The organism is Amycolatopsis sp. NPDC049688 (assembly GCF_040674975.1).
In the GTDB taxonomy this organism is placed as follows: domain Bacteria; phylum Actinomycetota; class Actinomycetes; order Mycobacteriales; family Pseudonocardiaceae; genus Amycolatopsis.
This window is the reverse complement of sequence record NZ_JBFANY010000001.1, coordinates 791,198-814,106: the sequence shown is the minus strand read 5'-3', so window position 1 is coordinate 814,106 and position 22,909 is coordinate 791,198. Positions and strand designations below refer to the sequence as shown.

General features: G+C 73.6%; 13 protein-coding genes. 2 read left to right on the top strand and 11 right to left on the bottom strand.

The features are described from left to right. The first annotated feature begins 3 nt into the window (after window positions 1–3). Both sbnA and AB0J55_RS03370 read left to right on the top strand, forming a co-directional pair. Window positions 4–969, top strand: a complete 966-nt coding sequence (gene sbnA / locus AB0J55_RS03375) for a 2,3-diaminopropionate biosynthesis protein SbnA (protein WP_364242115.1) — start codon at window positions 4–6, stop codon at window positions 967–969. Between the two features lie 143 nt (window positions 970–1,112). Further along, entirely contained in the window at window positions 1,113–2,432 is a 1,320-nt protein-coding gene (locus AB0J55_RS03370) for an MMPL family transporter (protein WP_364242113.1), read from the top strand. Here AB0J55_RS03370 and AB0J55_RS03365 read toward each other — a convergent pair. The 11 genes from AB0J55_RS03365 to AB0J55_RS03315 all read right to left on the bottom strand — a co-directional run bounded on the left by AB0J55_RS03365 (window position 2,407) and on the right by AB0J55_RS03315 (window position 22,884). Further along, window positions 2,407–3,372: an ATP-binding cassette domain-containing protein gene (locus AB0J55_RS03365; protein WP_364242110.1), complete on the bottom strand. Its 966-nt coding sequence runs from the start codon at window positions 3,370–3,372 to the stop codon at window positions 2,407–2,409. The genes AB0J55_RS03370 and AB0J55_RS03365 overlap by 26 nt on opposite strands. Continuing rightward, window positions 3,372–3,575: an MbtH family protein gene (locus tag AB0J55_RS03360; RefSeq protein WP_364242107.1), complete on the bottom strand. Its 204-nt coding sequence runs from the start codon at window positions 3,573–3,575 to the stop codon at window positions 3,372–3,374. The genes AB0J55_RS03365 and AB0J55_RS03360 overlap by 1 nt, the downstream gene beginning before the upstream one ends. Before the next feature lie 77 nt (window positions 3,576–3,652). Continuing rightward, window positions 3,653–4,465 carry an ABC transporter permease gene (locus tag AB0J55_RS03355; RefSeq protein WP_364242105.1) on the bottom strand — a complete coding sequence of 271 codons (813 nt, stop codon included), beginning with the start codon at window positions 4,463–4,465 and terminating at the stop codon, window positions 3,653–3,655. After that, entirely contained in the window at window positions 4,462–14,580 is a 10,119-nt protein-coding gene (locus tag AB0J55_RS03350) for an amino acid adenylation domain-containing protein (RefSeq protein WP_364242102.1), read from the bottom strand. The genes AB0J55_RS03355 and AB0J55_RS03350 overlap by 4 nt, the downstream gene beginning before the upstream one ends. After that, complete coding sequence (locus tag AB0J55_RS03345) at window positions 14,580–15,545, bottom strand: pyridoxal-phosphate dependent enzyme (RefSeq protein ID WP_364242099.1); 966 nt, start codon at window positions 15,543–15,545, stop codon at window positions 14,580–14,582. Before AB0J55_RS03345 ends, AB0J55_RS03350 begins: the two co-directional genes overlap by 1 nt. Next, window positions 15,536–16,753, bottom strand: a complete 1,218-nt coding sequence (locus AB0J55_RS03340) for an acyl-CoA dehydrogenase family protein (RefSeq protein ID WP_364242096.1) — start codon at window positions 16,751–16,753, stop codon at window positions 15,536–15,538. The genes AB0J55_RS03345 and AB0J55_RS03340 overlap by 10 nt, the downstream gene beginning before the upstream one ends. Next, on the bottom strand, window positions 16,750–17,370 hold the full coding sequence (locus AB0J55_RS03335; RefSeq protein ID WP_364242093.1) for a DUF2786 domain-containing protein: 621 nt from the start codon (window positions 17,368–17,370) through the stop codon (window positions 16,750–16,752). The genes AB0J55_RS03340 and AB0J55_RS03335 overlap by 4 nt, the downstream gene beginning before the upstream one ends. Before the next feature lie 3 nt (window positions 17,371–17,373). Beyond that, complete coding sequence (locus AB0J55_RS03330) at window positions 17,374–17,640, bottom strand: acyl carrier protein (protein ID WP_364242090.1); 267 nt, start codon at window positions 17,638–17,640, stop codon at window positions 17,374–17,376. Between the two features lie 94 nt (window positions 17,641–17,734). Further along, window positions 17,735–19,411, bottom strand: coding sequence for an NAD(P)/FAD-dependent oxidoreductase (locus AB0J55_RS03325; protein ID WP_364242087.1), 1,677 nt, complete (start codon window positions 19,409–19,411; stop codon window positions 17,735–17,737). A 108-nt stretch (window positions 19,412–19,519) separates the two neighbouring features. Beyond that, window positions 19,520–22,090: an FtsX-like permease family protein gene (locus AB0J55_RS03320; protein WP_364242085.1), complete on the bottom strand. Its 2,571-nt coding sequence runs from the start codon at window positions 22,088–22,090 to the stop codon at window positions 19,520–19,522. After that, window positions 22,090–22,884, bottom strand: a complete 795-nt coding sequence (locus AB0J55_RS03315; protein WP_364242082.1) for an ABC transporter ATP-binding protein — start codon at window positions 22,882–22,884, stop codon at window positions 22,090–22,092. Before AB0J55_RS03315 ends, AB0J55_RS03320 begins: the two co-directional genes overlap by 1 nt. Between the last annotated feature and the right edge of the window lie 25 nt (window positions 22,885–22,909).

Sequence of the window (22,909 nt, the reverse complement as noted above, 5' to 3'; positions counted from 1 at the left end):
GGCGTGCCGATCATCACCGCTCCGCAGGACTTCAACACCGACGACCTGTTCGTCGACCTCCGCCGGTTCGCCGGCCGGCCGCTCTTCCTCAAGTGCGAGGGCTTCAACTTCGCCGGGTCGATCAAGGTCAAGGCCGCCCGGTCGATGGTCGCCGCGGCCGAGCGCCGCGGCGACCTCCGGCCCGGCTCGACGCTGGTGGAGAGCTCGTCCGGCAACCTCGGCGTCGCGCTGAGCCTCGTCGCCGCCAGCTCGGGCTACCGGTTCGTCTGCGTCACCGACTCGCGGTGCACGCTCGGCGCCCGGCAGCTGATGGAAACCCTCGGCGCCGAGGTCCGCATCGTCACCGAACCGCACCCGGAACACGGGCTGCTGGGCGCGCGCATCGACCTCGTGCGGCGGCTGTGCGCCGAGCGCGGGTACGTCTGGCTCAACCAGTACGAAAACGCCGGGAACTGGCGCGCCCACTACGAAACGACCGGCCCGCAGATCGCCGGGGCCTTCCCGGACGCCGCCGTCGTCTTCATCGGCGCGGGCACCACCGGGACGCTCATGGGGTGTGCCCGGTACCTGCACGAGCACCGGCCCGGCACCCGGGTGGTCGCGATCGACACGGTCGGCTCGGTCACCTTCGGCACGCCCCCGGCCCGCCGGATGATCCCCGGGCTGGGCACCGGGATCCGGCCGCCGATGCTCGACCTCACCCACGTCGACGACGTCGTGCACGTGGAAGAGGCGGACACCGTGCGCACCTGCCGGGCGCTGACCCGCGAAGGGTTCTGCTTCGGCGGCTCGACCGGCACCGTCGTGAGCGGCGCCCTGACGTGGCTGGCCGCGCACGAGGAAACCGGGACGGCGGTGGCGATCGCGCCCGACCTCGGCGACCGCTACCTCGACACCGTCTACCACGACCAGTGGGTCGCCGATCTCTACGGCGAGGACCTGCTCGATGAGCACGTTCGCAGTTTGTGATTCACCACACACGGGCTAGCACCACCGCGGATCCGGGACTCACACCCCGTGAACGAACGGTCACGGTTCACTAGACTCGAACACATGCGCGGATAGGAACGGCCGCGAACGCCGCATGCCCATCGGGTCGAACGGGGACGATCGTGAAGCCTTCGCTCGCCGTGCGCGCCTCCTGCTGGTCCGCCGGCCACGCCAGCGCGGTCATCGCCCTCTGGCTGGTGTTCGTGGGCGTGACCGAGCTGCCGGGGTTCGCCGGCGGGCACCGGCTGGGCGACGGCTCCCTCGCCGGCCCCGACGTGGCGGCGAACTGGTGGCCGGTGGTCGCCGCACCCGTGGCGGTGCTGCTGAGCGTGCCGTTCTCCCGGCTGCTGCTGCTCGTGTCCGCGCTGTTCACCGGCGTGGTCACGGCGGCGTCGGCGGCGATGCTGAACACGGTGTCCGAATCCGTCGCGATGTCCCCGCTCACCGGCGACGCGGCGCTGCTGGTCGTCATCACGGTTTCGGTCCAGCACATGCTGTTCGCCTTCTGCCGGCGGCGGGAGGCCTTGGCCGGCGGGAACGACCCGGCGCGGGCCGCGCGGATCGTCGCGAGCACGGCGGGCAACGCCGCCCTCGTCTCGGGCAGCGGCGTGGCCGCGTCACTGGCCGCGGTGGCGCTGGCCGGCAGCGCGGACCTGATGCCGCTGGCCACCGCGGTGCTCGTCGCGGTGCTGGTGTCGACCGTCGCCACGCTGAGCCTGCTGCCCGCGTTGAACGACCGGGTGCTCACCTCGCCGAAGGCGCTCCCGCCGCAGCCGCCCGCGCGGTGGAAGGTCAGTGACCTGCCCCGGTTCGTGCGGCCCACGGCGATCGCGGCCGGCGTGCTCACCCTCGGCGCCGCGGCGGTCTACGGGTCGCTGCGCGTGTTCTCCGCCGGCTGTCCGGGGTGCCGTCCCCTGGTCCAGGACATGGACGCCGGTGGTGTGGTGACGTTGCTGGCCGTGCTGGGCGTGGCCACGCTCGTCGTCTACCGGCGCCCGGTGGTGGCGCTGGCGACGTTCCTGCTGAACGGGGTCGCGGCGCTCGCCGGGCTGGGGATGCTGGCCCTGCTGGTCGACCCGCTGCCCGGCTGGGCCCCGATGGTCCTGGTGATCGTGCTGCTCGTGCCGGCCAACCACCTGCAGGTGTACCTCCTGCACCGGCTGCGGAGCGAAACCCTGGCCGGGATGTCCCGCCGCAACACGGTGGCACACGCGTGCCGCCGGGCCTGGTCGGCATCCGGCGGCGCGCTGCTGGTGACGGTGGTGATGTGGCTGGTCTGGGGCCTGACGGGAAGCGGGGACGTCCGCGAGTTCGCCCTGGCGACGGCGGCGATCCTGGTGGCCGACACCGTGCTCGTCCGGTTCCTCCTGCTCCCGCGGCTGGCGGTGCTCGGAGGCCGGACGAACTGGTGGCGGATCAGGGGCCCGAAGGGCGCCCGGTGAGGTCGAGGAACACTTCGTCGAGCGTCGGGCGCCGCAGGGCGAAGTCCGTGTACTCGACGCCGGCGTCGCGAAGGGCCGCCGCCGCGGCCGCGACCCCTCCCGCCGTGTCGGGCAGCTCGACCGCGATGCTCTTCTTGCGCTCGTCGACGGTCACCGGCGAGCCCGTGACGCCCGACAGCGCCGAAACCGCCGGCCGGAGCCACTTCTGCTCGGCGACCGCGACCTCGAGCCGCTCCGCGCCGATCTTGCGCTTGAGCTCGTCGGCGGTGCCCTCGGCGATCACGCGGCCGTGGTCGATCACCACGATGTGGTCGGCGAGATAGTCCGCCTCCTCGAGGTACTGCGTGGTCAGCAGCACCGTCACCCCCTCGTCGACCAGGCCCCGCACGATCCCCCACAGCGTGCTGCGGCTGGCCGGGTCGAGGCCGGTCGTCGGCTCGTCGAGGAACAGCACCGACGGGCGGCCGATCAGGCAGGTCGCCAGGTCGAGCCGGCGCCGCATGCCGCCCGAGTACGTCCCGACCGCGCGGTCGGCCGCCGCGGTCAGGTCGAAGCGCTCCAGCAGTTCGGTGGCCCGCTGCCGGGCCCCGCGGCGGCCGAGGTGCAGCAGCGTGCCGAGCAGGTGCAGGTTCTGGCGCCCGGTCAGCAGTTCGTCCACCGCGGCGTACTGGCCGACGAGGCCGATCCGGCGCTGCACCTCCTTCGCCTGCGTGGCGACGTCGAAGCCCGCGACCCGCGCGGTGCCGCCGTCCGGGCGCAGCAGCGTCGCGAGGATCCGGACGGTGGTGGTCTTGCCCGCGCCGTTGGGGCCGAGCAGGCCCAGCACCGAACCCGCGGGCACCCGCAGGTCGATGCCGGCCAGTGCCTCGTGGCTGCCGAATCCCTTGCGCAGCCCGGTGACTTCGATGGCCGCTTCGCGGTCGAGCTCGCCGCTCGCCATCAGCCCGCGTCCCGCAGGCTCTTCGGGCGCAGGTCCGTCCACGTCGCCTCGACGTGGGCGAGCGCGTCCGCCCGGGAACTCTCCTCCAGCGCGACCGTCCAGCCCGCCGGCACCGCGGCGAACACCGGCCAGAGGCTGCGTTCCTCCTCGGCGTTGACCAGCACGAGGAACCGGCCGTTCTCATCGTCGAATGGACTCGTCACTTCACATCTCCGTCTGTGTCGGCTGGCTTGCTGTCATGGTGTTCGGATCGGCTGACGGCCCGCTGACCGCCACCTGACTACGCGATCGTGCGGTACTTGCGGAAGCTCAGTCCCCCGGCCAGGACCAGCGTGACGACCAGGGTGATCGCCACGACCACGCCCGGGTGCTGGGCCGGGAAGCCGGTCTCGTCGACCGGCGTGCCCCACAGGCGGCGGACCGCGGTGGTCACCGAGCTGACCGGGTTCCACTCCGCGACCGGCCGCAGCCACGCCGGCAGCCGGTCGGTCGACATGAAGGCGTTGGAGAGGAAGGAAAGGCCGAGCGTCGCCACCGCGCCGATGCCGTCGATGGCCTCCGGGTTGCGCAGCGACAGGCCGAGCAGGATGCCGACCCAGATCATCGCGTAGAGGAACACGACGAGCAGGGCGAGGCCGCCCAGCAGCGGCAGGAACCCGGTGTGCACCCGGCCGCCGACGAGCAGGCCCGACGCCACGGTGATGGCCAGGGCGATCAGGCCGACCAGGAAGTCGCCGAGGGAATGCCCGATCAGCACGGCCGGCCGGACGATCGGCAGCGAGCGGAACCGGTCGGTCAGGCCGCCGTTGAGGTCGGTGGCCACGGCGATCGCGGTGGGCGCGATGCCGGCCAGGCCGACCTGCATCAGCGCGGCCGGGAACAGGAACTCCGGGTAGCTGCCGCTGCCCGGCACGATCACCGCGTCCTTGAACACGTACCCGATCGCCAGCATGGTGATCAGCGGGTTCAGCGTGACCGCGAGCAGGCGGCCCGGGACGTTGCGCAGGTGGGTGAGGCGGCGCCCGGCGAGCGCCAGCACCTCGACCACGGCGTCGGACAACCGCCGGGAACCGGCCGGGGCAATCACACTCATTCGTCCTCCTCGGAAGAGCCGTCCAGTTCGGCGGCGACGATCCGGCCGATGGCGGCCTGGGCTTGCGGGTGCATCATGAATTCGTGCCCGCAGTCGATGCGGTGCGTCTCGATCGCGCCGTCGACGTAGGGCGACCACTGGCCCGGCCGCGCGGCGAGGTCGTCTTCGGTCCGCCCCTCGGCGGCCAGGAACAGCAGCAGGCGTCCCGAGAACCGGGCGGGCTCGTAGCGGAGGGCGAGCTCACCGTTGTTGGCCATCACGTCGAGCACCCGGGACATCCGGTCCTCGCCGATCCCGGCCAGCCGCGACCCGCCGCGGCTCAGGACGCCGAGGACGTCCGCTGGGGACAGCTCGGCGTTCTCGTCCGCTTCGTAACCAAGGTGTTCCAGGAAGCTGACCAGCAGCTCCTGCTTCGTCGGCGGCGTCTGGTCTTCCGCGTCGACCGGGAAGCTGTCCAGCACGAACAGGCTGTCCACCCGCTCGCCCGCTTCCTGCAGCTGCACGGCGATTTCGTGCGCCAGCAGGCCGCCGAACGACCAGCCGAGCAGGTGGTACGGGCCCGACGGCTGGATCTCGCGGATCCGGGCGGCGTACTCCTCGGCGACGTCCTCGACGCTGACCGGCAGCTCGCCGCCGGAGCCGACGTTCGGCGACTGCAGGCCGTACAGCGGCCGGCCGGGGTCGAGGTGCTGGACGAGCCCGAGGTACGGCAGGCTCAGCCCGAGTCCGGCGTGCACGCAGAACAGCGGCTCGCGGTCACCGTCCGGCCGGATCGGCAGCACCGGGGCGAACGGGTCGAGCACCTCGCCGGTGTCGTCGCCGGACGCGGCCAGCGCGGCCAGGTGCTCGACGGTCCCGTGCGTCAGGACGTCCGCGACGGTGAACCGCAGGCCGGCGTTGCGGGCCAGCGCGACCAGCCGCACCGAGAGCAGGCTGTTGCCGCCCAGGGCGAAGAAGTCCGCGTCGACGTCGACCTCGGGCAGGCCGAGCGTCTCGGCGAAGGCCAGCCGCAGGACCTCCTCGGCCGGCGTGCCTCCTTGGGCCGGCGTCGCCGGTGCGGGCAGCTTCGCGTGGTCGAGCTCGCCCGCGGCCGTCAGCGGGATGGCGTCGATCTCGACGATCGCCGACGGCACCGCGAAGTCCGGCAGTTCCCGTGTCAGGTGCTCGCGGAGGTCTCCGGTGTCGCCGCGGGGCACGACGTAGGCGACGATCCGGTCGTCGCGGACGACGACTTCGGCCGCCGCGACGCCCGGGTGCCCCAGCAGCGCGGCCTCGACCTCGACCGGCCGGACGGCGAACCCGCGGACCCGCACGGCCGCGGCCACCGGTTCCAGGCGGCCGTCGAGCCGGCGGCGGGCCAGGTCGCCGGTGCGGTACATCCGCGCCCCGGGCACGAACGGGTCCGCGACGAACCGCACAGCGGTGTCGCCGGGCCGGTCCGCGTAGCCGCGGGCGAGGGCCGGGCCGGCGAGCCAGAGCTCACCGTGGGCGCCCGGCGGGACGGGCCGGAGTGTCTCGTCGAGGACGTAGGCGTGAGCCGGGGTGCCGGGTCCGACTTCGGCGCCGGCGCGGTGGAGCCGTTCGGTGAGGGGAGCGGCGAGCGGCTCGCCGGTGACGATCAGCCGCACTCCGGCGAGGGCGTGTTCGTGCCGGGCCGCGAGGGCCCGGACCTGGTGCCCGGTGGCGAACAGGACGGCGGGGAGTTCGCCTTCGAGCAGCCGAGCGAGTGCGGTGGCGTCGCCGGTTCCGGCCTCGGCGAAGTGCACCGAGCCCTCGGCGGCCAGCGCGGCGAGCACGGCGGGGATCGCGCCGGGCAGCTCGGGAACGATCACGCGGCTGCCGTCCGGAATGGACTCCCGGAGGGCGGCGACGGACTCGGCGAGGGCGCGGCGGGTGAGGATGGTGCCGTCGGGGAGGTGGGCGGCCGCGTGGCCGGGAGCCACCGGGGCCCTGCCTTCGGACAGCGCCCGGCCGCTCTGCGAGCGACCAGCCTCCGCCCCGGGAGCCGGCGCCGGGAGGCTGGGCGAGCCACCGGCCTCCGCGCCGTGAGCGACCGGAGCTCCAGCACCGGTAGCCACACGGCCGCTCTGCGAGCGGCCGATCTCGGCCCCAGGAGCGGCCGGAGTCCCGGCAGCCGGTCGGCCGCGCTCCGAGCGGCCGACCTCCGCATCGGGCGCCGCCGCTGCGGTGTCCGGGGCAGCGACCTCGATCACCACGCCGGGCTCCTCCGCCGGGTCGGCCAGCCGGTACGCCGCTCCCGCCTGCAGTGCGGCGAGGACGTGGACCACCCGCTCCGCCGGTGACTCCGCGGCGATCGTCACCGTCCACTCCGGACCCACTCCGGCCGCCGCCAGCTTGCGGGCCTCCGTTGTCACGCGGCGGCGCAGCTGGGCGTGGCTGAGCCGGCCGTCCGCCCCGATCAACGCCGGGGCGCGGGTGTTCCGCAGCGCGGGCAGCTCCGCCGGCTCCCCGGCGGGCGGCGGCGCGAGCCGGCCGAGCTCGGCCGGGGTCTGCAGCTCGATCCGGCTCAACGGCAGCTCCGGGTCCTCCGCCACCGCCGCCAGCAGCCGGTTCAGCCGCTCGGCCAGCAGCTCTGCCGTCTCGGGGGTGAACAGGTCGGCGCAGTACTCGATGCTGCCTTCCAGGCCGCCGTCGCCGGGGCGCTCGCCGAGCTGGAACGTCAGGTCGAACTTGAACTTCGCGCCCGTCGCCGGCAGGATCTCCGGCCGCACCCGCAGGCCGCCGATCTCGAACCGCGGGTCCGGGACCTCGTAGTACGACAGCATGACCTGGAACAACGGCTGCCGGGACAGCGACCGCGCGGGCCGGGCCAGCTCGAGCAGCAGCTCGAACGGCAGGTCCTGGTGCGCGTACGCCTCCAGGTCGGTGTCGCGCACCCGGGCGACGAGCTGCGCGAACGTCGGGTTGCGGCCGGTGTCGGTGCGCAGGACCAGAGTGTTCACGAAGAACCCGACGAGGTCGTTCGTCACCTCCTCCGACCGGCCCGCGACGAGGCTGCCCAGCGGGATGTCCGTGCCCGCGCCGTGCTTGGTGAGCAGCGCGGCCACCGCCGCCTGCACCACCATGAAGACGCTGGCGCCGGACCGGCGGGCCAGCGCGGTCAGTCCCTTGTGGACCGACGGGGGCACCTCGAAGCCGGCCGAGCCGCCGCGGAAGGCGGTGGCGCCCCGGCGCGGGAGGTCGGCGGGCAGCCGCAGCTCGTCGGGGACGCCGTCGAGCGCGTCGCGCCAGTACTCCCACTGCCGCTCCGCCGCCTGCCGGTCGTCGAGCAGCTCGCGCTGCCAGACCGCGTAGTCGGCGTACTGCGCGGGCAGCTCCGCCCAGCCGGGCGCGGCTCCCCGCACCCGCGCGTCGTACGCGGTGGCCAGGTCGCGGGCCAGCACGTCGACCGACCAGCCGTCGCCGGCGATGTGGTGCAGGACGAGCAGCAGCACGTGCTCGTCCCCGGTGTCGTACAGGGTGGCGCGCAGCGGGCGGTCGGTGGCGAGGTCGAAGCCGTGGCTCGCCGCGGCTTCCAGCGTCGCGGTGAGCCCGTCCTCGGCGACCGCCGCCGTGACCAGCAGGCCCGGGGCGGCCGGGAGCACCTGCTGGTACGGGACGCCGTCGACGTCGGGGAAGACCGTGCGCAGGATTTCGTGCCGCTCGACGACGTCGTCGAGCGCGGCCGCCAGCGCGGCCCGGTCGAGATCCCCGCCGAGCCGGACGGCCAGGGGGATGTTGTACCCGGCGCCTTCGAGCCGGTTCAGGAACCACATCCGGGTCTGCGCGTGGGACAGCGGGATCCGGTCCGGCCGCTCGAGCTTCCGGAAGCCGGCGCCCGCCTGGCCCGCCGAGACGAGCCGGCCCGCGAGCCGGCTGACGGTCCGCGCCTCGAACAGGTCCCGGATGGACAGTGCGGCGGCCAAAGCGGACCGGACGCGGCTCACGACGGAGTTCGCCAGCAGGGAATGCCCGCCGATGACGAAGAAGTCGTCGTCGATGCCGACCTCGGGCACGCCGAGCACGTCGGCCCAGATTTCGCACAACGTGGCTTCGACCGGCGTGCGCGGCCCGCGGACGGCCGCGCCGGTGTCCTGTTCCGGGGCCGGCAGCGCCTTGCGGTCGATCTTGCCGTGCGCGGTCAGCGGGAAGCGGTCGAGGACGAGGTAGGCGCCCGGGACCATGTACGCCGGCAGCTGCGCGGTCGCGTGCTCGCGCAGTTCTTCGGCGGTCGCCGAACCGGTGAGGTACCCGACCAGCCGCCGCTCGTTGCCCGTGCCGTGCACCGTGACGACCGCTTCGCCGACCGCGGGGTGCGCGGCGAGGCAGGCTTCGATCTCGCCGAGTTCGATGCGGTGGCCGCGGATCTTCACCTGGAAGTCCCGCCGCTCCACGAACTCCAGCTGACCGTCCGCGCGCATCCGGACGCGGTCGCCGGTCCGGTACATCCGGGTCCCGGGCTCGCCGAAGGGATCCGCGACGAACACCGCCGCGGTCTTGGCGGGATCGCCGACGTACCCCCGGCCGACGACCAGCCCGCCGACGAACAGCTCGCCCACCACCCCGGGCGGCACCGGGCGCAGCTCGTCACCCAGCACGTACAGCCGGGAATTCCGCACCGCGCGGCCGATCGGCACCACCGCGGGGCCGGACCGGATCACCGCGTGTGTCACATCGTCCGAGCACTCCGTCGGCCCGTAGGCGTTCACCAGCGGCACCTCCGGGAACCGGGCGAACCACCGCGCGCACAGGTCCGGCGGCAGCGCCTCACCGGTCACCACCAGCCAGCGCAGGCCCGAGACATCCGGCTGTCCGGCCAGATCCCAGGAATCCAGCGCCGCCCGCAGCAACGACGGCACGACCTCCAGCACCGAAACACCCTCGGCCCGGATCAACCCGAACAACGCGTCCGGGTCGGCCGCGACAATCCGCGACACCACCCGGACCCGGCCACCGACCAGCAGCGGCGCCAGCATCTGCCACACCGAAACGTCGAACGTCACCGGCGCGTTCTGCACCACCACATCCGACGACGTCAGCCCGAGGTCCTCCACCTTCGCCAGCAGGTGGTTGACCATCCCCCGGCGGTGCACCATCGCCCCCTTCGGGCGGCCCGTCGAACCCGACGTGAAGATCACGTACCCCAGGTCCAGACCGGCGTCGCCGCGGGACACCGGCGCCCACTCCGCGTCTTCGGCGTCATCCAGCACGACGATTTCGGTACCGCCGCCGGCGATCTCGGCCGCCAGGTCCTCGAAGCCCGCACCCACCACGATGGACGCGGCGCCGGAATCCGCCAGCAGCCCGGCCAGCCGGGCCACCGGCAGCGTCGGGTCCAAGGGCACGTAGGCCGACCCGGACCACAGCACGCCCAGCACGGCCGTCACGAAGCCCACCCCGGGATCGGCCAGCACCCCGACCACACCCCGGGACGGAAGCCGGCGGGACAACGCACTCGCCCGGCCGGCCAGCGACCGGTAGGAAACCCAGTCGCCGCCGTCGGCCACCGCGGCCGCGTCCGGTGAGGCCAGCGCGATGTCGCAGACTCGCGACACCACGTCGGGACCGACCGGCCCGGTGGCCCCGGCGCCGCGCTCCGGCTCGGCGGGCGAGACCACGTCCACCCGCCCGAGGGCCACCGAGGAATCGGCGAGCGTGGTGTCGAGCAGGTGCCGGAACATGCGGGTGACCAGGCCGACGCGCTCCTCGTCGAACGCCTCGGGGGCGTAGTCGAAGCGGAACGCCAGCTCCCGGCCCGGGTTCACGACCAGGCTCAGCGGGTAGTGGCGGGAGTCCTCGGTGACGGCGTCGAGCACCCGCACGTCGGCACCCAGGACCACCTCGGTGCCCTCGTCGTCCGCGGGCACGTTCTCGAACACGATGGCGGTGTCGAACAGCTCGCCGGTGCCGGCCAGGGCGGGCACGTCGTGCTGCACCTCGGCCAGGCCGACGTGCTGGTAGGCCGACATGGTGGCCTGCTGGTCGCGCAGGGAGACCAGCAGCTCGTCGAGCGTGCCCGCCGGGTCGAGGTCCGCCCGGACCGGCACGGTGTTGATGAACATCCCGACCATCGTCTCCACCCCCGGCAGCTCCGCCGGGCGCCCGGAGGTGACCGAGCCGAAGACGACGTCCCGCCGTCCGGTGAGCCGGCCGACCAGGACCGCCCAGCACGCCTGCACGACGGTGTTCAGGGTGAGCTCGTGCCGCCGGCCCCACGCCACCAGCTCGGCGGTCTCGTCCCGGGTCAGCACCAGCTCGGCCGACGCCGGCACCGCCGTCAGGTGACCGTCGAGCTCCGGCGCCACCTTCGTCGGCTCGGAGAGGCCGTCGAGCACGTCGCGCCAGGCCCGCCGGGCTTCCTGCTCGTCCTGGCGGCCGAGCCAGGCGAGGTAGTTCCGGAACGGCGCCACCTCGGGCAGCGCCGCCGCCGGGCCCTGCGCGTACAGGGTGGCCAGTTCGCGGATGAGGATCGGCACCGACCAGCCGTCGGTGGCGATGTGGTGGGCGGTCCAGAGGAACCGGTAGCGGCCGGCCGCGATCTTGATCAGGGTGAACCGGACCAGCGGCGGGTGCGCGAGGTCGAACCGGCGCTCCCGGTCCTCGGCCGCCAGCCGGCCCAGCCGCTCCTCGCGCTCGGGCCCGGGCAGCACGGAGAGGTCGATCTCGGCCCACGGCAGGGCGACCTCGGCGGCGATCAGCTGCACGGCGTCGCCGCCGCGACGGTGCCGGAAGTAGGCGCGCAGGGTCGCGTACCGGCGCAGCAGCGCCGCGCACGCCTGGCGCAGGGCTTCGACGTCGAGCGGGCCGGCGAGGTCCGCGGTGGCCTGCACGGTGTAGACGTCGACGCCGTCGGGGTCGAACTCCGAGTGGAACAGCAACCCCTGCTGCAGTGCGGAAAGCGGCCACGCGTCCTCGATCCGGCCGCCCTCGGGGGCCAGTTCGCGCAGTTCGTCGCCGGTCAGCTCGACCAGCGGCCCGTCGGCCACGGCGACGACGTCGGCACCCGGCTCGCGGACCGAGACCTGCTCGGCGATGGCGGCCGGCGTCCGCCGCTCGAGGATGTCCCGCGGGGTGAGCTCGATACCCGCCGTGCGGGCGCGGCCGGCGACCTGGATCGCGCTGATGCTGTCGCCGCCGAGGGCGAAGAAGTTGTCGTCGATGTACACCCGCGGCACCGAAAGGACCTCGGCGAGGATGTCGCAGACGACGGTTTCGACGGTGTTGCGGGGGCGGCGCCCGACGACCTCGGCCCGGAAGTCCGGGGCGGGCAGCGCCTCGCGGTCGACTTTGCCGTGTTCGGTCAGCGGCAGTTCGCCGAGCACGACCAGCGCCGACGGCACCATGTAGTCCGGCAGCAGCTGCTGGGCGGTGCTGCGCACGGCACCGGCGTCGATCGGGCCTTCGCCGTCGACACCGATGAGGTAGCCGGCGAGCCGTTTGCCGCCGTCGGCGTCGGTGAGCACCCGCACGACGGCGTCCAGCACCCCGGGCACGGACCGCAGGACGCTCTCGATCTCGCCGAGCTCGATGCGGTGGCCGCGGATCTTCACCTGGAAGTCCCGCCGCTCCACGAATTCCAGCTGACCGTCGGGACGCATCCGGACCCGGTCACCGGTGCGGTACATCCGCGCGCCCCGGCCGCCGAACGGGTCCGCGACGAACACCGCCGCGGTCTTGGCCGGGTCGCCGACATAGCCGCGGCCCACGACCAGCCCGCCGACGAACAGCTCGCCGACCGCGCCGGCGGGCACCGGGCGCAGCTCGTCACCCAGCACGTACAGCCGGGAATTCCGGACCGCGTGGCCGATCGGCACCACGTCGACGGCGGACCGGATCACCGCGTGCGTCACGTCGTCCGAGCACTCCGTCGGCCCGTAGGCGTTCACCAGCGGCACGTCCGGGTACCGCGCGGACCAGCGCGCGGTGAGGTCCGGTGGCAGCGCCTCGCCCGTCACGACGAGCCAGCGCAGTCCCGAGACATCGACGGACCGCCCGGCCAGGTCCCAGGAGTCCAGGGCCGCCCGCAGCAGCGACGGCACGACCTCCAGCACCGAAACACCCTCGGCCCGGATCAACCCGAACAACGCGTCCGGGTCGGCCGCGACCGCCCGGGAAACCACCCGGACCCGGCCGCCCACCAGCAGCGGCGCGAGCATCTGCCACACCGAAACGTCGAACGTCACCGGGGCGTTCTGCACCACGAGGTCCGACGACGCCAGGCCGAGGTCCTCCACCTTGGCGAGGAGGTGGTTGACCATCCCCCGGCGGTGCACCATCGCGCCCTTCGGACGGCCCGTCGAACCCGACGTGAAAATCACGTACCCCAGGTCCAGCCCCGCGTCGCCGCGGTGAACCGGCGCCCATTCCGCGTCTTCGGCGTCATCCAGCACGACGATCCCGGCCCCGGTGGCCGCCACCACGGAAGCCGCCAGCTCCTCGTACCCGGCCCCCACCACCACAGCGGTCGCGCCCGCGTCGGCGAGCAACCCGGCCAGGCGGGCCACCGGCATCCCGGCGTCCAGCGGCACGAAGGCGGACCCCGACCAGAGCACACCCAGCACGGCCGCCACGAACCCGGCGCCCGGCTCGGCCAGCACCCCGACCACACCCCGGGACGGAAGCCGGCGGGACAGTGCGCTCGCGCGGCCGGCCAGGGACGCGTAGGACACCCAGTCGCCGCCGTCGGCCACCGCGGGCGCGTCCGGCGAGGCCAGCGCGATGTCGCACACCCGCGACACCACATCGGCCCCCACCTCCCCGGCGGCGCCGACCCCGGCCGCCAGCAGCTCGCCGAGTTCGTCGGCCGACACGACGTCGACCGAGCCCAGGACCGCCGAAGCGTCGGCCTCGGCGAGGCGGCCGACGAACCCGGCGAGCCGCTCCAGGTGGGCCGAGACGCCCTCGGCGTCGTACAGGTCGGGGTTGCCGTTCAGGTGGATCTCGATGATGTCCTCGGTGACGTCGAGGACGGTCAGCGACAGGTCGTTGGTGATGCCGGTCGACAGGTTCATCACGCGCGTGTGGCAGTCGCCGAGCCGCAGGCCGGGCTCGGGCGGCAGCACGTTGACGAACGGGCCGCCGAACGGGCGGCGCTCGTCGCTGCGCACGCCGATGTCCCGGCGGATCTGGTTCACGTGGTAGCGCTGGTGCTTCAGCGTCGCGGCGAGCTCGCCCGACGCCTGGGACAGCAGCTCGGCGATCGTCGTCTGCGGCTCGACGATCATCCGCAGCGGCAGGTAGTTCGCGACCATGCCCGGGGTCGCCCGCGAGCGCACGCCCGCACGCGCCGCGACCGGGACGGTCAGCAGCAGGTCCTTGATGCCCGAAAGCCGTTGCGTGTAGGCCGCCATCGCGGCGATGAAGAACGTCGGCAGCGTCACCTTCGCCGCCGCGGCCGCCTCGCGCACGGCCTTCGCCGTCTCCGCGGGCAGCACCATCGTGCGGCGCAGGAAGCCGCGGGCCGGCGCCGGTTCCTTGCCGGACAGGCTGACCAGGTCGGGCGTGGTGTCGAAGTGCCGGCTCCAGAACGCCTTGTCGCGCAGCCGGTGCGGGGAGTCCTGGTAGGCGAGGTCGGCGTCGAGCAGCAGCCGGAACGGCGGCAGGGCGCTGCGTCCCGGGTCCTCGCCGTTCAGCAGGGCGTTGTAGAGCTCCCCCAGCCGGCGGTGGCAGATCGCCGCGCTGAACCCGTCGCCGATGAGGTGGTGCGTGGTGAGGTACCAGAAGTGCCGCTGCGCGCCGACCTTGATCAGGGCGCCGCGGAACAGCGGGAAGTCTTCGAGGGAGAACGGGTGCCGCATGTCTTCGTGCATCCACTCGAGCGCGGCGGCCTCCGGGTCGGCTTCCCCGGTCACGTCCGGGTAGCGGATCGGGAGGTCGGTCAGCGGCTCGATGAGCTGCCGCGGTTCGCCCTCGACCTCGACGAACCGGGCGCGGAAGCACTCGGCCTCGTCGGCCAGCGCCCGCAGCGCCGTCCGGAACACCTCGACGTCCAGCGGGCCGGAGATGTCCAGGTAGTCCGCCATCGCGTAGGCGAGGCCGCCCCCGGACAGCTGTTCGTCGTACCAGACGTCGGTCTGTGCGGTGGACAGGGGCAGGAACGCGTCGACCGCGGTCATCAGGGCACCTCGAAGAGTGTTTTGGCGTACGGGGATTCGTGTTCGGCACCGTCGAACAGCGCTTCGGGGCCGTAGTTGTCCTTGACCCACTGGTCCTGGTAGATCGTGTCCAGGTAGCGGTCACCGAGGTCGGGCGAGATCACCACCGCCGTGGCCGCGTCGTTCTCCTCCAGCCAGCCCAGTGCGCCCGCCAGCACCATGCCGGAGCCGCCCCCGAGCAGGAAGCCGCTCAGCGCGAGCCGGCGGCAGGCGCGGATCGCGGCCGCCTCGTCGACCCGCACCAGATCGTCCACAAGGGACATGTCGATGACCGGGAACCGCACGCTGGTGCGCACCGCGGTGCTGCGCCGGGCGGCGCGCGGCCCGGGCCCGACGCACTCGACCGCCACGATCCGCACCTGCGGCCGGACCTGCCGCAGGTAGCGGGCGCAGCCGGTGAGGGTGCCGGCCGAACCGACGCCGACGAAGAGCACGTCGAGGTCCGGCACCGTGCGCAGGATGTCCGGGCCGGTGGAGCGGAAGTGGGCCATCCAGTTGCCCGCGTTGGCGTACTGGTCCAGCCAGGTGTAGCCGTCGTTCTCCGCGCACAGCTTGCGGACGAGCCGCAGGCCCGCGGCCGGGTCGGGGGCGACCAGCACCTCGGTGCCGAGGTTCTGCATCAGCTGCCGGGTGAGCAGCGTGCTGCGCGGGTCGGTCACGCAGACGAACCGGTACCCGCGGCTGGCCGCGACCAGGCTCAGCGCCACCCCGAGGTTGCCCGACGACATCTCCACGATGGTCGAGCCCGGGCGCAGCACGCCCGCGCGCTCGGCCAGCGTCACCATTTCCAGCGCCGGCTTGAGCTTGCTCGACCGCGCGAAGTTGAAGCCTTCGCACTTCATCAGGACCCGCCGGCCCACGACGTGGCGGAGGTCGACGTACAGGTCCGTGACGTCGAACTCCTCCGGCCTCGTGATCACCTGCACGACGAACCTCCGGACGACGATTTCCCGGCGTGGGCGGCGAAGGGGTCGCCGCGCCCGACCTTGCCCGCGATCAGGCCCTGGAAGAGGGTGAGCTTCTGGATGTTGCCCGCGCCCTCCATGAACTCGACCCCGCGCGCGTCCCGGACGAGCTTGTCGAGCACGGCGTGGTCCCAGCGGGCTCGCGGCCCGAAGAAGCTGCAGGCGGCGAGGGTGGCTTCTTCGGCCAGCCGGCACGCTTCGGCCTTGGCCGCCGAGGCGAGGTGGCCGCGCGAGCCGTCGGCGTCGACCTCGACGGCGGACAGGTGCACCAGGTGGCGCACGCTGTCGATGCGGTGGCCGAGCGCGTCGAGCCGGTCGCGCTCGGCGCGATCGAGCCGGAGCCGGCCGGCCAGCACGGAGTCGTGGGCGGCCGCGGCGATGCCGACCGCGATCGCGGCGACGCCCGGGCGCAGCCGGTTGAAGGTCTGCACGCACGCCCACATCCCGCGCCGGGCGGGCGACCGGTCCCGGCCGAGCACGCGCTCGGCGGGCACCGCCACGTCGTCCAGCGTCACCTCGCAGATCCGCGCGGCCCGCAACCCCAGTGTCTCGATCGGCTCGGCGCGGTACCCCGGGTCCGCGGTGTCCACCAGGACCGCGGTGACGCCCAGCGGGCCGGGCCCGGTCCGGGCGAACACGACGCCGAGGGCGGCCCGCGCGGCGTTGCCGACGTACTTCTTGCGGCCGTCGAGCCGGTGCACCCCTTCTGCCGCGGGCGAAAGCGCCGTCTCCAGCGCGGCGGCGTCGGATCCCCGGCCGGGTTCGGTGAGCGCGAAGAACGTCCACGTGGGACGTTCGAGGAGCCGTCCGTAGAACCACTCCTTCTGCTCCCGGTCGGCCAGCACGTCGACGAGCACGCCGGACATCGACGCGCCCGGGCCGGCCAGCATCAGGCCGGCGTCACCGCGGGCGAGCTCTTCGAGCACCACCACCCGTTCGATCGCCGTCATGCCGTGGAAGCGGTGCCCGCCCAGGCGCAGGCCGGCGCCCCCGAACTCCGCCGGGATCAGCATGGACGCGAGACAGCGGACCCCGGCGAGGTCCAGGTGCGCGCCGACGCCGTCGGGTTCGAGGTCCAGGCCGGCGCCCGCGGTGCGGAACTCCGCACCCCACTCGCGGGCCGCGTCCCGCAGCGCCCGCAACCGGTCGTCCAGCACCGTCGCCGTCACGCCGCGACCTCCGGGGTGTAGGCCCCGGCGAGCAGCTCGGAGACGTCCGCGACCTCACCCGCGCCGCCCCGGGCGAACCCCGCCGCCCCGAGCAGGCGCAGCAGGACCCGGTCGGACTCGGTGAGCCGGGTGTGCAGATAGGACAGTGCGGCCGGTGCCGGGGTGTCCGCGGTCAGGGCCGCCCGCACCTGGAGCTGGCCGGTCAGCGCCTCGGCGACGGCGCCTTGGACCAGCTGACGGCGCAGCAGCGTGGTGTCCCCGCTCCGGCGGCCACCGAGGTAGCCGAGGGCCGCGTCGAGCAGGGCACCGGACAGGCCCAGCCGCAGCCACACCGACCCGATCGCCAGGACCGGGTCGGCGGGGCCCGCGGGCCGGGGAGTGCGGGCGAGGACCACGGTGCCGCCCGGCAGCTCCGCGGTCCGGACCACGAGCACGTCGCCGTCCACCGGCAGCGTCGGCAGCGTCGGCAGGACTGCGGCCCCGCCGGCACCGAACACCGGCGCCCCCGCCGGCAGCGCGGCGTGCAGCGCGGCCAGCGCCGGGGCCATCCCTTCCGCCCGCGCGATGTCGTGGCACCGCAGCCAGGTCGCCGTGATCGGCGGCGAGATCGTGGTCATCGCTCAGGCGGCCATTTCCGCCGAGACGAACCGGGCCAGCGACCCCACCGACTCGAAGTGGCTCATTTCCAGGTTCTCCGCGTCGAACTCGATGCCCAGCGCCTCTTCCAGCTGCATCAGCAGTTCCAGCACGCCGGTGGAGTCGAGACCCGCGTCCGCGAGCCGGGTCTCCGGGCCGAGGTCGGGCACCTCCGTCTCCAGCACGGACTCGAGTGCGGCGCAGATCCCCGCGACGACGCGGTCGTCCAGGACCTCCGTCGGTTCAGCCACGGTTTCCGTCACAGTGCTCACCATTCCCTTCGTCAAGACAGCAGTCGTTACCCACGGGCCCGGAACCGGGCCTCGAGTTCTTCGGTTTCGCTTCCTAGCCCGCGACGACCCGGTCCAGCAGGGCGAGGCCGCGTGCCTCGCGCCGCCGCAGTCCCCGGGAGGTGCGCAGCGGGTCCCAGCCCGGCTCGCGGTCCGGGAGCAGCTCGGGATTCCCGAGTGGACCGTCGTCGAGGACCGGCCGGCCGAGGATCGTCGACGCGCACTGGGCACCCCCGGTGGCGCAGCCGACGATGCCGCCCCCGTGCAAGATGCTCTGCCCGGTCAGGTAGAGACCGTCGACCCCGGAACCGATATCGGGTCGTTGCCCGACGCGGCCCCAGGTCTGCAGGCCGTACGCCGTGCCGCCGGTCGAAAGCGTGTAGCGCTCCTGGGTCAGCGGCGTCGACGTTTCGACGTGCACCATGTTCGCGCGGAACGGCCCGATCGCCGCCTCGGCCAGGTCCAGCATCTGCTCGGTCAACCGGTCCTTCGCGCCGACGTAGGCTGGCTCACGCCGGTACCGGGCGCCGTGCGCCGGGCCGTCCGTGAGCCCCCAGGGCGCGTACCCGGGCGGGCAGGCGGTCATGATCTGGAAGTTCGTGTGCCCCGGCGGGCACGCCGCGCCCGGCACCGGATCCTTCAGGGAGGCGAAGGACAGGAACGCGAACGGCAGTTCGTCGAGGCTGCCCGACTCCACCTTTGCGTAAGCGGCATCGACGTCTTCGTCCGGCCAGTACCAGATGTTCGCGCTCGGCAGCGCGAGTTCCTTGTCGAGGGCGACGTAGCAGACCGCCAGCGGCAGGCGCATGGTCGCCGTCTCGGCGCGGGCCACGACCGGCTCGGGCAGGTTTTCCCGGCCACCGCACAGTTCCAGGACCGTGCGGCAGTAGTCCGCATTGGACACCACCACCGGCGCGCGGTGGACCGTGCCGTCGGTCAGCCGGACACCGGCCGCCCGGCCGTCCTCGATCAGGATCCGGTCGACCCGGGTGCGGGTGAGCAGCGTGCCGCCGTGCGACTCCAGCAGCTCGACGAACGACGCGGCGATCACCTGGCCGCCGCCCTCCGGGTAGTAGGCGCCGCGGAGGTAGTCGTCGAGCATCATCGTGTGCGCGACGACGAGCGTGCTCGCCGGGGCCGAGCCGTAGTTCCCGGACTGGGCGGCCAGCACGGTGCGCGCCCGGGCCGACAGGCCGCAGTGGTCGAACAGCTGCGCCAGCGTCCGGCGGCTCCAGCGCAGCATCACGGCCGGCACCTTCGCGCCCGGGCCGGCCGCGAAGGCGGGCTGGCGGCACGCCTGCGCGATCGCCGAGCAGATGTCGAGGTAGCGGGTGATGCCCTCGGCCTCGGCGGGCAACGCGGCCCGCAGCCGGTCGGCATAGCGGTCCCACCCGGCCGGCACGTCCACCGTGACGCTCGGCAGCACGATCCGGTCGAAGCCGTCCGGGTCCATCGGGTGGAAGCGCACCCGGTCGCCGAGGCCGAGCCCGGTGAGCACCCGCGGCAGCAGGCCGTCCGGTCCGCAGTCGCCGAGGTAGTGCACCCCGACGTCGAACTGGTAGGCCCGCCGCCGCCGGAACACGTGGCTGTTGCCGCCCGCGACGTCGTGCTGTTCCAGCACGAGCACCCGCATCCCGCTGGCGACGAGGTACCCGGCGCACACGAGGCCGCCGATCCCGGAGCCCACCACGATGGCGTCCCAGCGGCCGGCGGCCGTCTCTTCTGTGTCCACGCCCCGACGCTATGCCGGAGCGGTGACCTCGGGCTGACCGCGCGCTGACAATCCAGGGGGAGAGAGTCGTCAGCGCCTCACTGGGGTCCCCGGCCCGCCCGAGGTCACCTATTCAGGGGCGAGCGTCGAAGGCGACGGCCTGGTGCGCAACGTGAACCACGTCGGCGCACAGGTGGCCACCACCGTCAGCACGACGGCCAGCCCGAGTATCACCAGATATATCCACAAAGGACCCGACGGGACGGGGCTGTCCGAGACCGCCGCGCTGAACGGCACCAGCATCGACGCGGCGACCAGGGTGCCGAGGAAGACGCCGATGGCGGCCACGATCCCCGCCTCCACGGCCATCATCCGCATCACCTGGCCCCGGGTCGACCCGATGAGCCGCTGCAGCCCGAACTCCCGCCGCCGGTCCGCCGTCGCCATCACCAGGGTGTTCACCATGGAGATGGCGGCGTACACGAGCAGCAGCCCGACGATCAGGTAGTTGACCCAGGCGTTGGCCTGGACCTCCGCGACGAACGCCTTGGTCAGCGCCTCCCGGCCGGCCACCTGCACGCCGTCCGCTCCCCCGACCTGGCCGCGCAACGCGGCGAGCAGGTCGGCTTCCCCGGTGCCGGGTTTCGCCATGACGAGGATCCGGTCGGCCGCGCCCGCCGCGGTGTGCGGCGCGAGCGTCTCGGCCGGCATCAGCGCGGAAGCGGAGGCCGCCGTGGTCCGCAGCGTCGCGACGACGTCCAGGGTGGCGTCGGAGCCGTCGCCCAGCCGCATGACGATCTTCGCGCCCACGCCGGCCCCCAGCCGCTGGGCGAGGTCGGCGGGCAGGGCGATCGTGTTGCCGTGCAGGGCGTCGAGCTTCCCGTCGGCGACGATGCTCCCCCACGCCTGCGCGATGCCGTCCGCGGTGACCCCGGTGAGGTCCACGCCGTCCTCGTCCTGCGTCGGGTCCGACGGCTTTTCGTTGTACCCCTTGCTCGTCACGAACGCCGTCGCGCCACCGACGCCGGGCGCCTGCTGTACCTTGGCGACCAGGTCCGGAGGCAGGTCCCCGGTCGCCGACGTCACCACGGCGTCGGCGAGCAGCGAGTCGGAGTACTGCTTCTCCGCGACCGCCACCTCCGTGGTCTGGAAGTACAGCATGAAGATCGCCAGCCCGGTGGCCAGCATGATCGGCGTGACCGCACCGGCCATCGGCATCCAGCGGGCCCGGGCGTTCAGCGAGGCCAGGTAGCCGGGCAGGCCGCCGAGCGCGTGGATCGGCCGCCGCAGCAGCCCGGCGAGCAGCTTGGTGAGCCCGGGCGCGAACAGGGCGACGGCGGTGGCCACCAGCGTCACGGCCGGGCCTGCCGTGCTCGCCGCGAGCGGGCCGTCGACCACGGTGATCGTGAGGTAGGCCAGCGCCACCGCGCCGATCAGGCTGGACACGCCCAGCCAGAGCCGCGTCGGCGTCAGCCAGCGCGTGGGGATCGCCGTTTCCCGCATGGCTTCGACGGGCCGGGTGCGGCCGGCGTACCGGGCGGCGACGAACGCGGCGCCCCACGCCGAGCCCAGGCCGACGATCGCGGCGGCGACGACCGGGTAGAAGCCCTGCTCGAACTTGAGCACCGGCTGGATCACGCCGAACCCGGTCAGCCGCCCGAAGAGCCAGTCGCCGAGCAGCATGCCCGGGAAGATCGCCAGCGCCGTGCCGAGCGCGCCGATGATCATCGACTCGCCGGTGATCATCCGGCTCAGCTGGCGCGGGGTCGCGCCGATCGCCCGCAGCATCGCCACCTCACGACGGCGCTGCTGCACCGAAAGCGTCAGCGTGCTGGCGACGACGAACATCGCGACCTGCGCCGCGAGGCCGCCGAACACGGCGGCGAGGATGATCAGCAGCTCGCCGTCGCCGGCCGCCCTGGCGAACTCGGCGGAGCCGCGGGCGTCGCCGGTCAGCGTCACCGCGTGCTGGTCCCGTACCGCGGCCGCGATCTGCGCGCTGACGGCGGTCACGTCGGCCCCGGGCGCGAGCTGCACCCCGAAGGCGTCGACCTGCCCGGCCGCGGGCCGCAGGCCGCCGGCCTCGGCGGGCGAGAAGAACACCGCGTCGCCCGCCATCCGCCGGCCGGCGTCGGCGACGCCGGTGACCTGGTAGGAGCGGACGCCGCCGTGGACGGCGATGTCGGCCTTGCTGCCGGCGTGCGCGCCGATCCGGCCGGCGGTGGCCGAGTCGAGCACGACTTCGCCCTCGCGGATCGGGGCCACGCCTTCGGTCAGCCGGTAGGGCGCCAGCTCCGCGGAAACCCAGCTGTGGCCGGCCTGCGTGCCGGGCACGGAGGACCCGCCCGGGTCGGCGAGCACGTCGGCGTGGAAGGAGACGTCCGGGACGACGTGAGCGACGCCGGGGACCCCGCTGATCGTGTTCGCGAGGCCTTCGCCGAGCCGGACGCGCTCGGACAGTGTCGCCGTTTCGTGGTAGGCGTCTTCACCGTGGCCGACCGTGGGCAGGTCGTAGGACTGGTTGCCCGCCACCACGATCGGCGCGGCGGCCAGCCGCTGCGGCGGGATCACGGTCCGGACGCCGGTTTCCATCAGGCCGCCGCAGGCGAGCATGACCGCGGTGCCGACGAACACCGAGACGAGGGTGGCGATGAAGCCACCGGTGCGGTAGCGCAGGGTGCGCAGGACGAGGGCCAGCATCAGCGCGTCAGCTCACTCAGCCAGGGTCCCTCCGGGGACCGTTGTTCGGTGCGGGCGACCAGCGCGGTCATCCGGCGGGCCACCTCTTCGGGGTTCGGCTGCCGCAGCTCGTCGACGACCCGGCCGTCGGCGAGGAACAGCACGCGGTCGGCGTAGGAGGCGGCGACCGGATCGTGCGTGACCATCACGATGGTCTGGCGGGACGCGTTCTTCGCCTCCCGCAGCAGGGAAAGGACTTCCTGCGCCGAGCGCGTGTCCAGGGCCCCGGTCGGCTCGTCGGCGAAGATGACTTCGGGGTGCGTGACGAGCGCCCGCGCGATCGCCACCCGCTGCTGCTGCCCGCCGGAGAGTTCCGCGGGCCGGTGGTGGCGCCGCTTGCCGAGTCCGACCTGCTCGATCACCCGGCGCACGAAGGCCGGGTCGGCTCGCCGGCCGGCGAGCCGCAGCGGCAGTGTCACGTTCTGCTCGACGTCCAGCGCGGGCAGCAGGTTGAAGGCCTGGAACACGAAGCCGATCCGGTCGCGCCGCAGCTTGGTCAGCTCGATCTCGCGCATCGCGCTGAGGTCCGTGCCGCCGAGGGTGACCGTGCCGGACGTCGGTTTGTCCAGGCCGGCCGCGCAGTGCAGCAGCGTGCTCTTGCCGGAGCCCGACGGCCCCATCACCGCGGTGAACGTGCCGCGGGCGAAGCCCGCCGTCACGTTGTCGAGGGCGAGGACCTGGGCCCCGTTCTTGCCGTACGCCTTGCGTACGGACAGCAGCCGCACGACTTCGACCGTGTCGTCTTGCTGGTACATCTGCGGCTCCCCTGCCGTGGCTTCG

Bases quoted from the DNA above. Each gene is read 5' to 3' on its own strand.
- AB0J55_RS03365 (WP_364242110.1), bottom strand. From the start codon at position 3,372: ATGGCGAGCGGCGAGCTCGACCGCGAAGCGGCCATCGAAGTCACCGGG.
- AB0J55_RS03355 (WP_364242105.1), bottom strand. From the start codon at position 4,465: ATGAGTGTGATTGCCCCGGCCGGTTCCCGGCGGTTGTCCGACGCCGTG.
- AB0J55_RS03350 (WP_364242102.1), bottom strand. From the start codon at position 14,580: ATGACCGCGGTCGACGCGTTCCTGCCCCTGTCCACCGCACAGACCGAC.
- AB0J55_RS03335 (WP_364242093.1), bottom strand. From the start codon at position 17,370: ATGACCACGATCTCGCCGCCGATCACGGCGACCTGGCTGCGGTGCCAC.
- AB0J55_RS03320 (WP_364242085.1), bottom strand. From the start codon at position 22,090: ATGCTGGCCCTCGTCCTGCGCACCCTGCGCTACCGCACCGGTGGCTTC.
- AB0J55_RS03315 (WP_364242082.1), bottom strand. From the start codon at position 22,884: ATGTACCAGCAAGACGACACGGTCGAAGTCGTGCGGCTGCTGTCCGTA.